The sequence below is a fragment of the Actinomycetota bacterium genome, assembly GCA_030774015.1.
GTDB lineage: Bacteria > Actinomycetota > UBA4738 > UBA4738 > JACQTL01 > JALYLZ01.
This window is the reverse complement of record JALYLZ010000014.1, coordinates 1-17,130: the sequence shown is the minus strand read 5'-3', so window position 1 is coordinate 17,130 and position 17,130 is coordinate 1. Positions and strand designations below refer to the sequence as shown.

Sequence of the window (17,130 nt, the reverse complement as noted above, 5' to 3'; positions counted from 1 at the left end):
GCGCGGGAGCCCCGGCGGCCTCATCGCGCCGCGTCACGGGACCCAGTCCTCCGGCACCGCGTCGACGGAGCGCCGGACCACCGTTCGCCCCGCCGCGCCGGCGAACAACAGGTCGTTGTCGGAGGTCAGGGTGGCCACGACGTCTCCCGCCGGGGACCACACCAGCCCCGACAGGAAGTTGTTGGCCGCCGCGATCTGGCGGAGCGCTCCGGTCTCCGGGTCCCAGATGCGGACATCGGCCGTGTGCGCGGGGTTTCGCCCGAACGTCGTGCACTGGTAGCAGTCGCTGAAGGCGAGCAGGTCCCCGTTCGGCTGCCAGGCCAGGTCGAACGGCTGGGCCGGGCCGAGCGGGATCACCTGCGGATCGCCGGACGCCGGCGCGAACACGAGCGCCCACGGCCCCGACTGGCCGTTGCCCACGGCCACGGCCAGGCCCGGCTTCCCCCACGCCACCCGAAGGATCTGGGGGTCGGCGACCATGGTGGGGCGCAACGCCGGGATGGCGGCCACGTCCACCAGCAGGCGCCGCGACCCGGTCCCATCCACGCGCATCGCCCACACCTTCGACCCATACGTGAACTCCCCACCGCCGAAGATCCCGCGCTGCTCTCTGATGCCTTCCGTGACCGCAACCTCGCCACCGTCCGGAGATACGGCCTGGGCGCACATGGGTCCGAGGTGCTGCCATCGGGTGGGGTTGGCCAGGTCCAGCACGCCGCTGCCTCCCGAACCGGGGAAGCACCTGCTGGCGATGACGTGTTGTCCTGCCACGGCCACCAGGACCCCACCCCGATACCGCGGTCCCACCCGGACGGCCCGATCCCCCTGGAAGAGGTACAGCTTCGACTCGATCATGACCACGGCGGACGGCGACTGGGAGGGCGGGAGGGAGCCCGCAGCACGGAGGAACGCGCCGGCGAAGAAATCGAGCCCGACGGCGACCCCGAACCCGGAGCCGGCGGCGACGCCCCGGATGCGAGTGAGCTTCCGGGTGGCCAGGTCGTAGAGCCCAACACCGAGGAAGCTCTGCCCGGGGCCGACCAGGAGGGTTCCCTCGAGCGGCAGGTTCGCGGGCTGCTGCACCGGTGGGCCCGCTTCGTGGGTGCAGGCGGCGAGCACGACGATCGACAGGACCGCGGCCAGGAGCGCTCGTCGTTCACGCCGCACGGCGCAGCACCTCCGCGACGCGGGCCCGGTCGGCCTGGCGCTGGGCCAGCCAGGCGCCCGCCACCGCCACGACGGCCAGTCCCGCGGCCGCCAGTCCGATGACCTCCATCGGGAGCCGGAGCGAGGGCGCCGGGGGCACACCGGGGAGCAGGTCGATCCGCCCCACCACGGCGGCCGCCCCGCCGGTGCCGAGGACCACACCCAGCGCCAGCGCCACGGCCAGCATGCCCGCGACCTCGAGCAGCACGGAGCGCCGGTGCGCCGACCGGCCCAGGCCCATCCTGGTGGCCAGTGCGTACGAGACCTCCCGGGCCTGCTGGCGAGCCTGGAGGAACAGCAGGACCGCGATGGCGGCGACCAGCCCGCCCAGGACCCCGAGGCTCTCCAGGAACCCGAACGTCCACTGGATCGCCTGGAACTCCGGCCGGTCGCGGACCTGCTCGACCGTGGTCACCGCGCCCGGCTGAACCGAGGCACGCCGCAGCGCCGCGAGGACCGTCGGCGCCGGCGCCCGCGCCCACAGCTCCGTCTCGCCCGCCACCCCCGCCAGAGTCGTCCCGGCGACGCCGATGGCCCGGTCCAGGGCGGAACGGTCGAGGACCACCAGGGCCCGGCCCGTCTCCATTCCCGGGAACGCGGTGGCCGTCCCCAGGCCGGTGATGCGCAGCCGCAGCGGTCCGACGTCCAGGGAAGCGCTGGGGGGAATGCGTCCCCCCGCCACCAGCACGGGCACGCGAGCCCCCGGGCGGGCGGCCAGCCCGGGGAGGAACCGGGACGGCGGCGGCCCGCCGGCGATCACCTCCGTGGCGGCGCCGGCGGCGAAGGTGGCCGGATCGACCGCGAGGACCTCGACCGGTTCGGCCTTCGGCAGGATCGTCCCCTGTGCCACGTGCTCCACCACGGTGGCCGGGAATGGGAATCGTGTGGGAAGGGAGTGCCCGGACGGCAACACCACCCTGGTCTCCGCTCCGTTCAGGACCAGGGCCTTGGTCTGCACGCTGTGGCCGACCGAGGCTTCCAGGGCCCCGGCGTAGACCAGCACACCCGTGGCGACGGCGACCGCGGTCACCAGCAGCATGGCCAGGCGGGTCGCGCCCGCCAGCCGCCGGGTCGCCAGGTACGCCGCGGCCGAGCGGCGGCCCCCGGCCTGCCGGATCCGGGGGAGCAGCCGCGCCAGGCCGCGCGTGGCCAGCCCCGCCGCCGCGGCCACGAACAGCACCGGGAAGAGCAGGACCAGGACGTCCACCTTCCCGGCCCCGCCGGACGTCTGCACCGCGCCTCCGCTTCGCACCGCGACCTCGAGGTAGGCCACCGCGGCCAGGACGAGGACCGGGATCTCCCACGGCGCCCGCGCCAGGACTTCGCGGAACCTCCCCCCGTCCTCCGCCTCGGCGGCCCTGGCGGCGCCGAACCCGGCGACCGCTGCCAGGAGCAGGAGGCCCACGACACACGTCACAGCGACCTGGAGCGCGGCGGACCGGCCGGCGCTGGGGTCGATGCCGCCTCCCGGCCCAAGGGCCCTCACCAGGGCCAGCGCGATCCACCATCCCGCGACCGCGCCGGCAGCGACCGGGAGGAGGGCCTCGCCGGCGATCTTCCCGCCCAGCCCGAGCGGCCCCGAGCCCCGGACCGACAGGACGTCCATCTCGATCCTCCGCCGGCGCACCGCGAACAGCCCCGCGGCCGCGATGGCCCCCAGACCGATGATGCGGCCGGCATAGGACACCGCGTCGATCGGGGCGGTGATCCCATCCACGGTCCCGGCCGAGTCGTGGACCACTTCCGGAAGGCCGCTTTGGATCGTGGCCGTCCCGAACAGCGCCTGGATCTGAGCCTCGGCCCGGTTGCCGATCCTCGCCTCGATGCCCTGCACGCGTGCGGCCAGGCGCGCGGCCTCGGCCGGAGAGGGCGACACGGCGACGAGCGGGAACTGCCAGGTGAGCCGGCCGACCTGATCGAGGGGCCCGGCCAGCCCCTGGAACACGTCGGGTTCCATCAGCAGGAGCGGAGGCGGTGCGGATCCACCCGCGTCGGCACTCCCGAGGACGCCGGCAAGCGGCGACCAGAAATCCGACCCCGGGTCGACCGAGGCGTCCGCGTACACGGCCTGCACCGGCACCGTGGTCGAGTGATCCCCCACCCGAACCGCGATGCGATCGCCCGGCCCGGCGCCCACCGCGTCCGCGACCGACCGCGGGACCCACACCCCGGGCGGTCCACCCCCCGTCACCTCCTCCACATGCCCGGAGAACGCGGTCCGCGCCACCAGCTGCGTCGCAGCCGTGGAACCCGAGGACGGGCCGGCCACGGTGGCGGGCGTTCCCAGGATCGTCACGACCTCCGGCCCGAGGCCCGACACCCCCACGGTCAGCTGCTGGAGGAACTCGCTCCGTTGCTGGAACAGCTCCTGCGCGGACACACCCCCCGTGCCCGGGCCGGCGACCCGGCCGTACGCGGTGACGGTCAGCCCCGCATCCCACCGGGAGGCGCGCTCGATCCCACCGCGGAGCGCCGACGAGCCGGCCGAGGACAGGAACAGTGGGGCCGCCGCCGTGGCCGCGGCCACCACGAGGGCCGACAGGAAGATGGCGACGAGCAGCGACGGATACCGGAGCGGGACGAGCGGCGCCTTCAGCCACGCCGAGCCGAAGCCGCCCGGTCCCGGCGGCCCGACCCGAACCGCCCGGGCCCGCCCCGGCAGCCCCGACACCGCTTCCTTCGATCCCTGTGCACGACGAGCACCCATCCGACCCGGTCCCTCCCAGCGGGGTTATACGCCGCCCACGGCGGCTCAGTTCCACCGTCCGCTCGGGACGGGGCGAGGTCAGCATGAATGCGCGAGGCCCACCGTTCGCTCACATTCGGCTTGAGCGCCGGGCCTCACCTGTGCATTCATGCACCGATGAACGAGGTCCCGGTCGCGGGTGGACGGGTCGCGGGTCGACGGGTCGCGGGTGGACGGGTCGCGGGCAGCAGGCCCGCGGGCACCGCCGGCGCCGCGCGCAACGCCGCCGGCGCCGGACGGGCGGCGGCGAGCGAAGCGCCCGCCATCGGCTACAGCTTCGAGACCTTCTTCGAGCTCGAGCACGACCGTCTGTTCGGAGCCCTCCTGCTGGTCACCGGGAACCGGCACGACGCCGAGGAGCTCATGCAGGAAGCCTTCACGCGCCTGTGGCCAAGGTGGGACCTCGTCCAGTCGCTGGCCAACCCCACCGGGTACCTGTACCGGACCGCCATGAACCTGCTCCGGATGCGGATGCGGCGAGCGCGGACGTTCGTCCGGCTCGCCCTCCCCCACCGGGCCCACCGCGACGCGTTCGCCGAGGTCGACGCGCGGGCCGACGTGGCCAGCGCGCTGGCCCGGCTCACCGAGCGGCAGCGGGCGGCCCTCGTGCTCACCGAGCTGCTGGGCATGCCGGCAGACGAGGCCGCTCGGATCCTTCGAGTTCGGCCGTCCACCATCCGGTCGCTGGCCACCCAGGCCCGCGCGGCGCTCCGTCGGGTCCTGGAGAGTCCCACGGAGGAGCCCCTCCCGTGAAGGCGAGCCCCCTCGCGGAAGAGCTCGAGCGCATCCTGGAACGCTCGCTTCCCCACCCCGGCGCCTTCGACCGGTTCGAGCGACGCATCAAGCGACGCCGGCTCCGGGAGCGGGCCTTCGCCACCGTCATCGCCGCGGCGGTGGTGGCGGGGACGGTCCTGGCCTACCTCCAGCTCCCCGCCCATCGCACGCCCGGACCGATCGCGCCGCCGGCCCGGTCGGCCGTCGACGGCGTGTTCGAGACATGGGTCTCCTGGGCGGACCTGAAAGGGGTCCCGCGGGACGTCCCCCTGAATCCCGAGTTCCCGGACTTCCTTCGGCTGGGAACCGGCAGGCTCCGGCTCATCCTTCGAGGGGGCCTCTATCAGCTGATCTTCTATCAGGACCGAAACGGCCCCCTGTACCTGCGGGACGAGGGAACGTACCGGGTGGCGGGAGACCGGCTCGTCCTGCGCAGCCAGCCGAGCTACCGGCCCACCGAGAGCAGGGAACCCTTCCGGATGGTCCTGGGCTGGTCGCTCTCGGACGGCCTGCTCCACCTTCGCCCCATCTCGGACACGGAGCCCTGGCCGGAGAACCGGGCGGTGGCGCGGGTGCTGTTCGGCGCCCACCCCTGGCATCGCGCCGGGTGACCCACCGCGCCGGGCGGGCCGTTCGGCCGCAGGCAGGCAGGCGGGTGGGCCTACAGGCCCTCGAATGCCGCGTCCAGCAGGGCGGCCTGCTCCGCCTGGTGGACGGCCAGGCTGCCGGTGGCCGGGCTGGCACTCTCCTCGCGCGTGACCCCACGGAGGTCCAGGCCGAGCCGGTCCCGGCACACCCGGCGGAGGAAGTACCAGGCCCCCATGTTCTCGGGTTCCTCCTGGACCCACCACACCTCGGCCCCCTCGAACCCCTTCAGCTCCTCGCGCAGCCGGTCCGCGGGGAATGGATACAGCTGCTCCACGCGAACCAGGGACACACCGCGCACGTCCCGGTCCGCCCGCCGCTTGCCCAGGTCGTAGTACACCTTTCCCGCACACAGGATGACCCTCGACACCACGCTGGGATGCGGGTGTTGCGGGTCGGGGACGACTTCCAGGAACGCGCCCTCGGTGAAGTCGGCCGCGGCGCTGCGCGAAGCCGGGAGCCGCAGCAGTGACTTCGGCGTGAACACGATGAGCGGCTTGCGGAGGTCCCGCAGGGCCTGGCGGCGCAGCAGGTGGAAGAGCTGCGCCGGCGTGGACGGCACCACGACCTGGATGTTGTCCTCCGCCGCCAGCTGCAGGAACCGTTCGATCCGGGCACTGGAGTGCTCCGGGCCCTGGCCCTCGTACCCGTGCGGGAGCAGCAGCACCAGGCCGCTCGTCTGCTGCCACTTGTCCTCCGCGGCGACGATGAACTGGTCGGTCACGACCTGCCCGCCGTTGGCGAAGTCGCCGAACTGCGCCTCCCACAGCACCAGCGCGTCGCGGTTCGCCACCGAGTAGCCGTACTCGAACCCGAGCGCGGCGAACTCCGACAGCAGGCTGTCGTAGACGTGGAACGAACCGAGCTCCGCGAGCGGCGTGAACTCCGCCCCGGTCTCCTGGTCCACCAGGACCGAATGCCGCTGGCTGAACGTCCCCCGGCGGGTGTCCTGGCCGGACAGACGCACCATCACCCCATCCCGGACCAGGGTCCCGAACGCCAGCGCCTCGCCCAGCGCCCAGTCCACGGCGTCCCGGTCGAGCTCCTTCCCGCGGTCGTCGAGCCCCTTTCGCAGCTTCGGATGGAGGTGGAAGCCCTCGGGCACCGTGGTGAGCACCCGGACCACCTCGTCGAGCGGGCCGCGCTCCACCGCCGTGTGCACGGCGGGACGCACCGGCGCCGGCGCCGGTGACCGGCGCTCCACGCTCGCCGGCTTCATCTTCCCGCCGTTGCGGGTCTCGTCGAACGCCTGCTGGAGCCGGTCCCGGAACTGCTCGAGCGCCCGCTCGGCGTCCTCGACGGTGATGTCGCCCCGGTTCACCAGCGACTCCATGTAGAGCTTGCGGACGCTGCGGCGGTCCTGGATGGCCCGGTACATGAGCGGTTGGGTGAACGACGGGTCGTCGACCTCCTGGTGCCCCCACCGGCGGTAGCACCACATGTCGATGACCACGTCCTTGTGGAAGGCCTGCCGGAGCTCGAAGGCCAGCCGGGCCACCCGCACGCAGGCTTCGGGATCGTCCCCGTTCACGTGGAAGATCGGCGCCTGGACCATCTTGGCCACGTCGCTGGCGTAGACGCTGGACCGGCCGTACTCCGAGCCCGTGGTGAACCCGAGCTGGTTGTTCACGATGACGTGGACGGTGCCTCCGGTGCGGTAGCCGCGGAGCTGCGACAGGTTCAGGGTCTCCGCCACCACACCCTGGCCGGCGAACGCCGCGTCGCCGTGGATCAGCACCGGGAGCACGGAGTCGCCACCGCGCTCCTGTAGGTCCTGTTTGGCCCGGACCATCCCCTCCACCACCGGGTCCACCGACTCGAGGTGACTGGGGTTCGAGGCGACCTCCACCACCATCTGGTTTCCGGCCCGGGACGTGTGCTTGCCGGTGGCGCCGATGTGGTACTTCACGTCGCCGGAGCCCTGCGGCAGGTCCAGCGGCATCTCCCCCTCGAACTCCCGGAAGATTTGCCCGAAGCTCTTGCCCACCACGTTGGCAAGCACGTTCAGCCGGCCCCGGTGCGTCATGCCGATCACGGCCTCGCCCATCCCGGAATCCGCCGCTCCGTCCAGGATCGTGTCCAGCATCGGGATGAGCGACTCCGCCCCTTCCAGCGAGTACCGTCGCTGCCCCACGTACTTCTGCTGGAGGAATCGCTCGAACGCCTCGGCCTCGTTGAGCTTGCGGAGGACCTGTTCCTGGTCCTCCTTCGGCAGCGTGGTGTCGACGCCCTCCACGCGCTCCTGGATCGACTCCTTCTGCTCGGGGTCCTGGATGTGCATGTACTCCACGCCGGCGGTGCGGCAGTACGCATCGCGGAGGAACGCCAGGATCTCGCTGAGAGGAAGCTCGCGCTCCCCGGCCAGGCCCCCGGTCACGAAGCGCCGCCCCAGGTCCCAGATGGTGAACCCGAACGAGACGGGGTCGAGTTCCGGGTGCATGTGGGGCCGCTCGGCCAGGAGCGGGTCGAGGTCGGCGATCAGATGGCCCCGGACCCGGTACGTGTTGATGAGCTGGAGGACCCGGGCCTCCTTCTCCCGAGCGTCCAGCGACCCCTGCGGCGGGTTGACGTCGCGCCGCCATCGCACCGGCTCGTAGGGGACGTCCATGCTGGCGAAGACCTCGTCGTAGAAGCCGTCCTCGCCGAGCAGCAGGTCGTGGACTCGCGACAGGAACCGGCCCGACTCCGCGCCCTGGATCACGCGGTGGTCGTACGTGCTGGTCAGCGTCACCACCTTGCCCACGCCGATCTCGGCCAGGGCATCGGGGTCCGCACCCTCGTACTCCGCCGGGTAGGCGATCGCTCCAACCCCGACGATGCAGGCCTGGCCCGCCATCAGGCGGGGCACCGACTGGACCGTGCCGAGCGTGCCGGGGTTCGTGAGGGTGACCGTGGTCCCGGCGAAGTCGTCGGGCGACAGCTTCCCGGAGTTGACCTTGCGGATCAGCTCCTCGTACGCGGCGAGGAACCCGGCGAAGCCGGTGGCGTCGGCCTGCTTGATGGTCGGGACCAGAAGGGTCCGGGAACCGTCCGTGCGCCTCACGTCCACCGCCAGTCCCAGGTTCACGTGCGGATGCCGGACGGCCTGGGGGGTGCCGTCGTCGGCCAGCCGGTAGGTCACGTTCATGCCGGGCATTCGGGCGATCGCGCGCACCACCGCCCATCCGATGAGGTGCGTGTAGCTCACCTTGCCCCGGCCGTGCTTTCGGTTGATGTGGCGGTTCACGATGCTGCGGTTGACCTCGAGGAGCCTCGCCGGGACGGCCCGAACGGAGGTGGCGGTGGGGACCGCGAGGCTCTCCTGCATGCGTTGCGCGATGATCGCGGCCGCGCCTCGAAGCGGTACGGCATCCTCGACCGGAGCATCGGATGCGCCTTCGGATGGAGCCTCGGATGGAGCCTCGGCGCTCGACCGTGACTTCCTCGGCGCAGCTCTCGCACGCCCCTCGGGCGGAGGCCCGCCGGCGGCCGAAGCCGGACGATCAGCCGGCGGCGGGGCGGCTCGCTCCGCTCTGGGACGGTAGTCCTCGAGGAACTCCCGCCAGGCCTCGCTGACGGACTGTGGGTCCTCCCGGAAGCGGGCGTACATCTCGTCGAGGAGCCACTGGTTCGGGCCGAAGTCGGAAGTGTCGGGACTGTTCGCCATCGCGCAGGTACCTCGCATCCATGCTAGTCGGTGGAGCCGCCACCCCTGGCTCCTTTCCCGCTGCTTGGTCCACCAAGCGCTTGCTTGATCCTTCATCCCGACCGCTTGGTCCACCAAGCAGGCGGCTTCGCTACCCTCGGTGGGTGCGAATCGTGGCCATACCCGTCAAGGCGCTGGCCAAGGCGAAGAGCCGCCTGGCCCCGGTCCTCTCTCCGCTGGAGCGGGCGGCGCTCACCCTGGCCATGCTCGAGGACGTCCTCGATGCGGCGCTGTCGATGTCGGCGTGGGAGACGTGGGTGGTCTCTCCGGACGAAGTCGTCCTCGAGATCGCCGTGCGACGGCGGGCCCGGCCGGTCCCGGAGCGCAAGCCCCCGCTGTCGGCGGCCATCCGGCAGGTGGAGGATGAGGCGGAGGAGCGGGATGCGTCCGCGCTCGCGGTGCTGCTGGGCGACCTTCCGCTGCTCACGCCGGGAGAGCTCGCGGAAGCGCTGAGGACGCTCGGCCCCGTGGTGGCCGCACCCTCCACGGAGCGGGACGGGACCAACCTCCTGGTCCGGCGGCCGCCCCGGGTGATGCCGGCCCGGTTCGGCAAGGACTCCTTCCGCAAGCACATCGAGGGGGCGCGGACACGGGGGCTCCCCGTCGCGGTGGCAGACGCACCCGGGCTCGTGTTCGACCTGGACCTGCCCGCGGACGTGGCCACACTGCTCCGGTCGCCGAGTGGGGGCCGGACCCGGGAGACTTGCCTGGAATTGGACCTGGCGGCCAGACTAGCGGTCCGAACCTGACCGACCGGCGCTCGCGCGCCAATCCGACGGAGATGAGGCGGGACGTGCCCCAAGGGACGATCAAGCACTACGACACGGCAAACCACACCGGGGTCCTGTTGCTCGACGACGAGACCGAGGTGCACATCGACGCGGTCTCGATGGAAGGCTCGGGACTGCGGTACCTGCGCATCGGGCAGCGGGTGAAGTTCGACGTGGTCGAGGAGGACGGGCAGAGGCTGGCCCGAACGCTCCGCCACATCACGTTCGACTAGGTGGCTCCCCTCCTGGCATCCACGCGCCGGCGAAGGGCCGGCATCGCGACCGCGCCGGCCGTGCTGTTCACGGTTGCCGTGCTCCTCGGGGCGGCCGTGCTGCTCGCAGCGTGCGTGCGGGCCAGAACCGGCTCCAACGGCCCCGGCGCCGCACCCCCGACGACCACGCCCTCGCCCGCCCCGGAAGGCCTTACCTGCCACGGACGTCCCGCCACCATGGTGGGCACCCATGGAGACGACACGCTGACGGGGACCCCCGGACCGGACGTGATCGTCGGGCTGGGTGGCGACGACAGCATCGACGGCGCCACCGGAAACGACGTGATCTGCGGGGGCTCCGGGAACGACGCCCTGTACGGCCTGGAGGACGACGACACCATATTCGGCGGCCCCGGGAACGACTTCATGGCCGGAGGTCTTTCCTTCATGCCGGAGAACGACCACCTGGACGGGGGTCCCGGCGACGACGTGATCTTCGCGGGGTCGGGCGACGACACCGTGATCGGCGGCGAGGGCAACGACACCCTGTACGGGGAGCGGGGTTCGGACCTGATCTACGGCGACCAGGGGGACGATGCGCTGGCCGGCGGCGAGAACGACGACACCATCTGGGGAGGACCCGGGAACGACCGGGTGTACGGGAACGACGAGAACGACACGCTGTACGGTGGCACCGGCGACGATCTCACCGGCGGCGGTCGCGGCCACAACTCCTGCCAGGGCGGCGAGATCGTCCTGGCCTGCGGCAGGGTCATCTTCTGGAAGTATCACGACCCGGGTCCCCCGCCGCCGGCGGGCTCTCCCGCGCCCACCTGCCATGGCCTGCCCGCCACCATCGTGGGCACGCCGGGAGACGACATCCTCAAGGGGACCGACGGGCCGGACGTGATGGTGTCCTTCGGGGGAAACGACATCGTGAACGGCCTGTCCGGCGACGACGTGATCTGCGGCGGGCCGGGTGACGACCAGCTGATCGGCGGCCCGGCCAACGACACGCTGGACGGCCAGGGTGACGACGACACGCTGTTCGGCAACCACGGGGACGACCTGCTCATCGGCGGGCCCGGCGACGACGACATCTACGGCCGGGAGGGCGCCGACCTGGAGAACGGCGGCGCGGGCGACGACCTGCTGACCGGCGGCGCCGGCGGCGACGCCCGCGACGAGCTCCGGGGTGGGCCTGGCCGCGACGTCCTGTTCGCCGCGCCCGGCAACGACCGGCTCTACGGTGGCCCCGACGACGACGTGCTGGACGGGGAGGAGGGCAGCGACCGCGTGGACGGAGGGCCGGGCAACGACGTCCTGGTGGGCGGGCAGGGCAGGGACACCATCACCGGCGACGCCGGCGACGACGGGCTGTTCGGCGAGAGCGAGGCGGACGATCTGGACGGCGGACCGGGGACGGACACACTGGACGGAGGACGTTCCGTCAATCACTGCCACGCCGAGGAGGTGGTGTTCAACTGCTAGGCGGGCCCGACACCGGGACGCGGCCGGTGGTGGTGGCGCGCTCCCTGGTCAAGCGATTCGGCACCTTCGAGGCGGTTCGCGGGATCGACTTCGAGGTCGCGCCCGGCGAATGCTTCGGCTTCGTGGGCCCGAACGGCGCCGGGAAGACGACGACCATGAAGATGATCTCGTGCTCGTCGCCGCCTTCCGGCGGGGTGCTCGAGGTCCTGGATCTGCCGGTGACGCACCCACGCGAGATCAAGCGACGCCTGGGAGTGGTCCCGCAGGAGAACAACCTGGACGAGGAGGTCTCGGTCCTGGAGAACCTCGTCATCTACGCCAGGTACTTCGACATCTCCGTGCGAGTGGCCCGGCCCCGCGCCGAGGAGCTGCTGGGGTTCGTGGCCCTCGAGGACAAGCGGGACTGGAACATCCGGCTGCTGTCTGGGGGGATGAAGCGACGGCTGCTGGTGGCCCGGGCCCTCATGAACGAGCCGGAGGTCCTGATCCTCGACGAGCCGACCACCGGGCTCGATCCGCAGGCCCGGCACCTGGTGTGGGAGAAGCTCCGCTCGCTGAAGCGCGAGGGGGTGACCCTCCTGCTGACCACCCACTACATGGAGGAGGCCAGCCAGCTCTGTGACCGGCTGGTGATCATGCACGAGGGGCGGATCCTGGTGCAGGGCTCGCCCCGGTCCGTGATCGCGCAGCAGACCTCGCCGTACGTCATCGAGGTCTTCGAACCCGAGGAGCACGCCGCCGCCGCGCTCGCCTCGCTGGAGAGCCTGGCGGACCGCATGGAACGGCTGGCCGACCGGTGGCTGTTCTACACCGGCGACGGCGACGCCATGCTGGCGAAGGTCCGGGCCACGGTTTCCGATCCCGGGTCGGTGTGGCTCCGTGGTGCCACCCTGGAAGACGTGTTCCTGTCGTTGACGGGCCGCGGGTTGCTCGAGTGAGGGCCATGAGGTGAGCGCGACGACCCACGTTCGGACGGAGCCCCGCCACCGGATTCTGTTCCGGGTGCCGGACGTCCGGCTGTCCGCGGCCTGGCACCTGTGGCAGCGAAACGCCTCCATCTACCGCCGGACGTACAAGTTCAACATCCTGCCGAACTTCTTCGAGCCGTTCCTGTACCTGCTGGCCATGGGGCTCGGTCTGGGCGCCTACCTGCACCACATCAGGGGCGTGCGCTACATCGACTTCATCGCCCCCGGGCTGATCGCGACCGCCGCGATGTACGGGACGTCGTTCGAGGTGACCTTCAACGCGTTCGTGAAGATGCAGTTCGGCAAGATCTACGACGCCGTGATGGCGACGCCGCTGTCGATCGAGGACGTCGCGCTGGGCGAGGTGCTGTGGGGAACGTCGCGCTCGGTCATCTACGGGGTGCTGTTCACGGCCATCGCCGCCTGCTTCGGCGTGGTGCATTCCTGGCTGGCCGTGCTGGCACCGGTGGGCATCGGGCTGATCGGCCTGATGTTCTCCGTGATCGGGCTTTCCTTCACGGCGGTGGTGCCGCTCATCGACTACTTCACCTACTACTGGACCCTGTTCATCACGCCCATGTTCCTGTTCTCGGGCATCTTCTTCCCCCTGGACCGCCTGCCCCACTGGGTGCAGGTGGTCGCGTGGTTCATCCCACTGCACCAGGGCGTGAACCTGATGCGCGGGCTCATCCTGACGGGGGATGCGGGGGCGGCGGCGGCCGCGGCGGCGTGGATCGTCGTGGTGACGGCCGCGCTGTTCGTGATGCCGCTGAACCTGATGCACCACCGCCTGGTGCACTGACCTTGGGTTCAGGCCGCGTGACCGCGGGCTCAGGCCGCGTCCGGCTCCGGCGGGTTCAGGCCTGGATCCGCTGGCCCGAGTCCGTCGAGCGTGGCACCCACGCCAGCAGGAAGTCCGCGAGCTCCTCGGCTTCGTCGTCGGGGATGGAGACCGCGCACACTGCTCGGTCCTCGATCCACACGGAGAAGCGGACGTGGTGGCTCGGCACCCGGACCGAGCCATCGGCCGTGCGGAGCTCGATCTCCTCCAGATACCGCGACACCCGCAGGGCGGCGTGCGGCGGGTCCTCCGGCGCGACGGGCAGGGTGAAGAACCACCGGGAGACCTTGGGTCCCGGCTCGTCGAGCAGCTCGCGCGGAAGCCGGGTGCCGCAGGACAGGCAGAACCGGTGAGTGGTGGGCTGACGCAGGCCGCAGTGCGGACAGTACATCTCGCTCCCCTTGGGTCCCTGAGGGCTCAAGTGTAGAACCCCCGGCAAGGGTCCGCTCTCCCGTGGCCGGCGCGCCCGGCTCAGCGTTGCTTCGATCGCCCGGTGGAGCGCTTCGCGGAGGCGGCCGCGGCCCGGGCCCTACCGGCGGCGGTCTTCGCGGGCGTTCTCCGGCGCTTCCCCTGCACGGCCTGCCGGAACGCCTGTCCCGGCGAGAAGGCCGGGACGTCTCGGGCCGGGACGGTGATGGGAACGTCGGGACGCCGCGGGTTCCGGGCCACGCGCTTGTTGCGGCGCTGGCGATCGAACGTTCCGAACCCCACCAGCGCCACCCGCTCTCCCCGCGCCACGGTGTCCCGGATCACCGCCATGGCCGCGTCGAGCGTGCGAGCCACGTCCGCCTTGTTCCGGTCGACGCGCTTGGCCACCTCGGCCACCAGGCCGCTTTTGTTCACCGGCGGCAGTCCCCTTCTTCCGCGCCCGCCGTCAGGCCCCTACGGCGGACGCTATGCCCGCGCGCAACGATGGTCAATGGCCGCCACCGGCTCTCCGTCCCAGACAGTGCCGCGACCCGCTGGAGTCGATAGCATTGGGCACGTCAACCCACTGGCCCGTGGGGTAACGGTAGCCCGACTGACTCTGGACAATCCACCGCCGAACGGTGTGCTGACCTGCGAAAACGCAGGCTAGGCCCGAGCGTACGGGCCGGAGTTAGTTGGTCTTCGCCGGTCTCTCGGGGAGAAGGCAGGAAGAACGTCCATCGGGCGGTGCCGGAGATGTCTGGGGGGGTTTCGGGCGTTCGGTCCGAAACTACCCGTGTACCACCCTGTCAGCCTGGCTGGTTCGGTGGCGGGATGCCGAGCTGGCGGCAGATCGCGCGCGCGAGACCCGGTCCGACCTCGGTGTGACGAGGGACGGCGGTGGCTCGGCCACCGTCGGCGCTGCGCCACTTGGTGTGCTTCGCCCCCTCCGCAACCTTGCGGGCGCCATGAGCCGACAGGTGGCGCTCGAGGTCTCGGAGCCTCACTCGGCCAGGACGAGCTCGAGCGTATCGCTCGTGGCGCCTCTGTCTCCAGCGTCGTCGTCAGGAGACAGCATGAGGCGGAGCGCGTCGACTACGTTCTCGCGCGCCTCCTGACGGGTCCGCCCCTGGCTGATCGCGCCAGGAACCTCCACCACGCGCGCAACGATCCATCCCTCTTCGTCGGGTTCCTCGAAGGCGATGGTCATTCGGAGTTTCTCGCTCACGACATACACGATAACGCCAACCGTGGGACCTTGATCCCGGGACTGGATAGGCTCCAGATCCATGAACGTGGAGGGGCCACTCAAGCTGGTTCGAGTCGGCCTTGGTCGCGGCCTCGTGGTGGCGATGGACCACGCTTCCTGGAGTGGGGACCCCCGCTGCTAGTCGTTGTTCCAACGTTCGCATGAGCGCGGCGATCCGTTCTCTGTTCAGCACCACCGCGCTGCGACGCCTGGCGGGACAGCGCGCCTTCGACCGGGGAGCAGCGTATGCGGCGGGCCGCAGAGTCACCGGCCTCAAGGTGTCCGGGGACTCGGCTTCGGCTACGGTCCGCGGAAGCCGGTCCTACCGGGTGCGACTCTGGATCGACGCGGGAACGCCCGAACACTCGTGTACCTGCCCCGTCGGCGAAGAGGAGGGGTTCTGCAAGCACTGCGTGGCGGTCGGCCTTGCCCTGGCGGACGACGAAGGCCGCGCATCGAGGCTGTCTGAGGAGGCGCCAGTTGACCTTCGCGAATTCCTGCGCTCCGTGGAGAAGGAACAGCTGATCGATTTGCTGCTGGAACATGCCGCCGAGGACGACTTCCTGAGAGGAAGAATTCTGATCGATGCGGCAGGAGCCCGAGACTCAGTCGACCTGGCCGGATATCGTTGGGCCATAGAGGATGTCTTCAACCCGAGCGAGTACGTCGGTTGGCGCTCGGTGTACGCGTTCACTCAGGGCATCGAGCGGGTGATCGACTCGGTTGAGGCGCTGCTCGAGGATGGGCACGGCCCAGAGGTGATCGAGCTCTGCGGGCACGCCATGGACTGCCTCGAGGACGCTCTGGGGCGCGTGGACGACTCGGACGGACTCCTAGGCGCGATCCGAGACCGGCTGTCCGACCTGCACCACCGGCCTGCATTGCATCGCATCCGGATCCGGCTGCGCTTGCCGCAGGCCTGTTCGAACGAGAGTTGCACTCGGAGTGGGACGTCTTCTACCAAGCCGCCGCCGGGTATGCGGACGTCCTGGGCCAGACCGGTCTGGCTGAGTACCGTCGACGCGCCGAGGAGGTTTGGTCCAGGATCCCTCCCGTTGGCCCACGCGATGAACGCACCCACTCGTCGTTTCGGTTTCACATCACATCGATCATGGAGACGCTCGCCGAGCTCTCCGGTGACGTCGACGCTGTGGTCGACGTTCTGGCCCGCGACCTCTCCTCGCCGTACCAGTTCGTGCGGATCGCCGAGCGACTCGCGAAGGCAGCTCGCCATGAGGACGTCCTGGCCTGGGCAGAACGGGGCGTTGCTGCCTTCTCGCCTGGCGCTGATGTCAGGCTGCTCGAGATCCTGACCGAGGAATACCACCGACGCGACCGCCACGACGATGCCGCTGCCCTTGCCTGGACGGCGTTCACCGATCGGCCAGGGCTCGGCGCCTATGAGCGACTGCACGCGCACGCCACCCGGGCCGGATCGTGGAACGATTACAGGCAGAAGGCGCTGGAACATCTTCGAGGGGAGCTTGTGAGTCGCCGGAGCCAGATCGGACCACGGGCCCGGTGGGGCCCACCGCTCGACCACTCGGACCTGGTGCGGGTGTTCCTATGGGAGAAGGATGTCGACGCCGCCTGGTCGGAAGCCGTGACCGGAGGCTGCTCGGCAGCACTTTGGATGCAACTGGCCGAGCTGCGCGAGGCCGATCACCCCGCCGACGCCGTGCCCATCTACCAGGCCGAGATCGACCGGGTCATCGGCCAGAAGAACAACCAGGCGTACGAGGAGGCGGTCGAGCTCATGAGGCGAGTGCGAAAGGTGATGCGACGGGCCGGACTGGGCGATGAGTTCCTTGCATATGCAGCCTCGGTCCGCGCCGCCCACAAACCCAAGCGCAACCTCATGAAGCTCTTGGACGGGGAGGGCTGGTAGGTGCCTGGCGAGGCCTCGGGAGCCGCGACTACGCCGAGCCGCTGTCGCGCGAGTCGTGGTCTTCGAAACCGAGACACCAGCCACCAAACCGGTACCCAGCAGATGCAATGAGGTGTTCTTGGGCTCCTCGCTGAATCGAGTGGGTAGCCCGTAGCCCGTTCCGGCACAATGACGGTCCTTCCCCTGCCACCGACAGATGGGGAGGACCGTCGTGAACAACCTGGACCTGTTCAAGGCCGCGCTCGGA

Annotated in this window: 15 protein-coding genes; 8 read left to right on the top strand and 7 right to left on the bottom strand. The window is 70.9% G+C overall.

Features of this window, described 5'->3' with window-relative positions; genetic code table 11:
• Positions 1-33: 33 nt before the first annotated feature.
• Both M3Q23_00845 and M3Q23_00840 read right to left on the bottom strand, forming a co-directional pair.
• Positions 34-1,167, bottom strand: coding sequence for a hypothetical protein (locus M3Q23_00845; GenBank protein MDP9340659.1), 1,134 nt, complete (start codon positions 1,165-1,167; stop codon positions 34-36).
• Positions 1,157-3,913 (bottom strand): hypothetical protein, encoded by a 2,757-nt coding sequence (locus M3Q23_00840; GenBank protein ID MDP9340658.1) that lies wholly within the window; start codon positions 3,911-3,913, stop codon positions 1,157-1,159. The genes M3Q23_00845 and M3Q23_00840 overlap by 11 nt, the downstream gene beginning before the upstream one ends.
• Positions 3,914-4,069: 156 nt before the next feature.
• On the opposite strand from M3Q23_00840, the gene M3Q23_00835 reads away from it, so the two are divergent.
• Entirely contained in the window at positions 4,070-4,705 is a 636-nt protein-coding gene (locus tag M3Q23_00835; GenBank protein MDP9340657.1) for an RNA polymerase sigma factor, read from the top strand.
• On the top strand, positions 4,702-5,337 hold the full coding sequence (locus M3Q23_00830; protein MDP9340656.1) for a hypothetical protein: 636 nt from the start codon (positions 4,702-4,704) through the stop codon (positions 5,335-5,337). Before M3Q23_00835 ends, M3Q23_00830 begins: the two co-directional genes overlap by 4 nt.
• 50 nt (positions 5,338-5,387) lie before the next feature.
• Here the strand turns inward: M3Q23_00830 and M3Q23_00825 are convergent, their stop codons facing one another.
• Positions 5,388-9,035 carry a multifunctional oxoglutarate decarboxylase/oxoglutarate dehydrogenase thiamine pyrophosphate-binding subunit/dihydrolipoyllysine-residue succinyltransferase subunit gene (locus M3Q23_00825; protein ID MDP9340655.1) on the bottom strand — a complete coding sequence of 1,216 codons (3,648 nt, stop codon included), beginning with the start codon at positions 9,033-9,035 and terminating at the stop codon, positions 5,388-5,390.
• 125 nt (positions 9,036-9,160) lie between these two features.
• Here M3Q23_00825 and cofC point away from each other — a divergent pair, with 125 nt between their 5' ends.
• From cofC to M3Q23_00800, 5 genes are read left to right on the top strand one after another with little or no spacing between them, the layout of a single operon-like run.
• The gene (gene cofC / locus M3Q23_00820; GenBank protein MDP9340654.1) at positions 9,161-9,805 is read left to right on the top strand and encodes a 2-phospho-L-lactate guanylyltransferase; all 645 of its coding nucleotides are present in this window, start codon (positions 9,161-9,163) and stop codon (positions 9,803-9,805) included.
• A gap of 32 nt (positions 9,806-9,837) precedes the next feature.
• Positions 9,838-10,059, top strand: coding sequence for a cold shock domain-containing protein (locus M3Q23_00815; protein ID MDP9340653.1), 222 nt, complete (start codon positions 9,838-9,840; stop codon positions 10,057-10,059).
• Positions 10,060-11,529 (top strand): calcium-binding protein, encoded by a 1,470-nt coding sequence (locus M3Q23_00810; GenBank protein ID MDP9340652.1) that lies wholly within the window; start codon positions 10,060-10,062, stop codon positions 11,527-11,529.
• 26 nt (positions 11,530-11,555) lie between these two features.
• A complete protein-coding gene (locus M3Q23_00805) occupies positions 11,556-12,467 on the top strand; it encodes an ABC transporter ATP-binding protein (protein MDP9340651.1) in 912 nt (303 codons plus the stop codon).
• Positions 12,468-12,477: 10 nt separating this feature from the next.
• Positions 12,478-13,299, top strand: a complete 822-nt coding sequence (locus M3Q23_00800; protein ID MDP9340650.1) for an ABC transporter permease — start codon at positions 12,478-12,480, stop codon at positions 13,297-13,299.
• Positions 13,300-13,354: 55 nt separating this feature from the next.
• Here the strand turns inward: M3Q23_00800 and M3Q23_00795 are convergent, their stop codons facing one another.
• The 4 genes from M3Q23_00795 to M3Q23_00780 all read right to left on the bottom strand — a co-directional run bounded on the left by M3Q23_00795 (position 13,355) and on the right by M3Q23_00780 (position 14,974).
• Positions 13,355-13,729 carry a hypothetical protein gene (locus M3Q23_00795; protein MDP9340649.1) on the bottom strand — a complete coding sequence of 125 codons (375 nt, stop codon included), beginning with the start codon at positions 13,727-13,729 and terminating at the stop codon, positions 13,355-13,357.
• 80 nt (positions 13,730-13,809) lie between these two features.
• Positions 13,810-14,181 carry an HU family DNA-binding protein gene (locus tag M3Q23_00790; protein MDP9340648.1) on the bottom strand — a complete coding sequence of 124 codons (372 nt, stop codon included), beginning with the start codon at positions 14,179-14,181 and terminating at the stop codon, positions 13,810-13,812.
• Positions 14,182-14,555: 374 nt separating this feature from the next.
• Entirely contained in the window at positions 14,556-14,753 is a 198-nt protein-coding gene (locus tag M3Q23_00785) for a type II toxin-antitoxin system HicA family toxin (protein ID MDP9340647.1), read from the bottom strand.
• Positions 14,750-14,974, bottom strand: a complete 225-nt coding sequence (locus M3Q23_00780) for a type II toxin-antitoxin system HicB family antitoxin (protein MDP9340646.1) — start codon at positions 14,972-14,974, stop codon at positions 14,750-14,752. The genes M3Q23_00785 and M3Q23_00780 overlap by 4 nt, the downstream gene beginning before the upstream one ends.
• Positions 14,975-16,106: 1,132 nt before the next feature.
• Here M3Q23_00780 and M3Q23_00775 point away from each other — a divergent pair.
• Entirely contained in the window at positions 16,107-16,883 is a 777-nt protein-coding gene (locus M3Q23_00775) for a hypothetical protein (GenBank protein MDP9340645.1), read from the top strand.
• Positions 16,884-17,130: the final 247 nt, after the last annotated feature.

Excerpts from the sequence above, each read along its gene's own strand:
- M3Q23_00840 (MDP9340658.1), bottom strand. The coding sequence starts at position 3,913 with ATGGGTGCTCGTCGTGCACAGGGATCGAAGGAAGCGGTGTCGGGGCTG.
- M3Q23_00835 (MDP9340657.1), top strand. The coding sequence starts at position 4,070 with ATGAACGAGGTCCCGGTCGCGGGTGGACGGGTCGCGGGTCGACGGGTC.
- M3Q23_00825 (MDP9340655.1), bottom strand. The coding sequence starts at position 9,035 with ATGCGAGGTACCTGCGCGATGGCGAACAGTCCCGACACTTCCGACTTC.
- M3Q23_00815 (MDP9340653.1), top strand. The coding sequence starts at position 9,838 with ATGAGGCGGGACGTGCCCCAAGGGACGATCAAGCACTACGACACGGCA.
- M3Q23_00795 (MDP9340649.1), bottom strand. The coding sequence starts at position 13,729 with ATGTACTGTCCGCACTGCGGCCTGCGTCAGCCCACCACTCACCGGTTC.
- M3Q23_00775 (MDP9340645.1), top strand. The coding sequence starts at position 16,107 with ATGGAGACGCTCGCCGAGCTCTCCGGTGACGTCGACGCTGTGGTCGAC.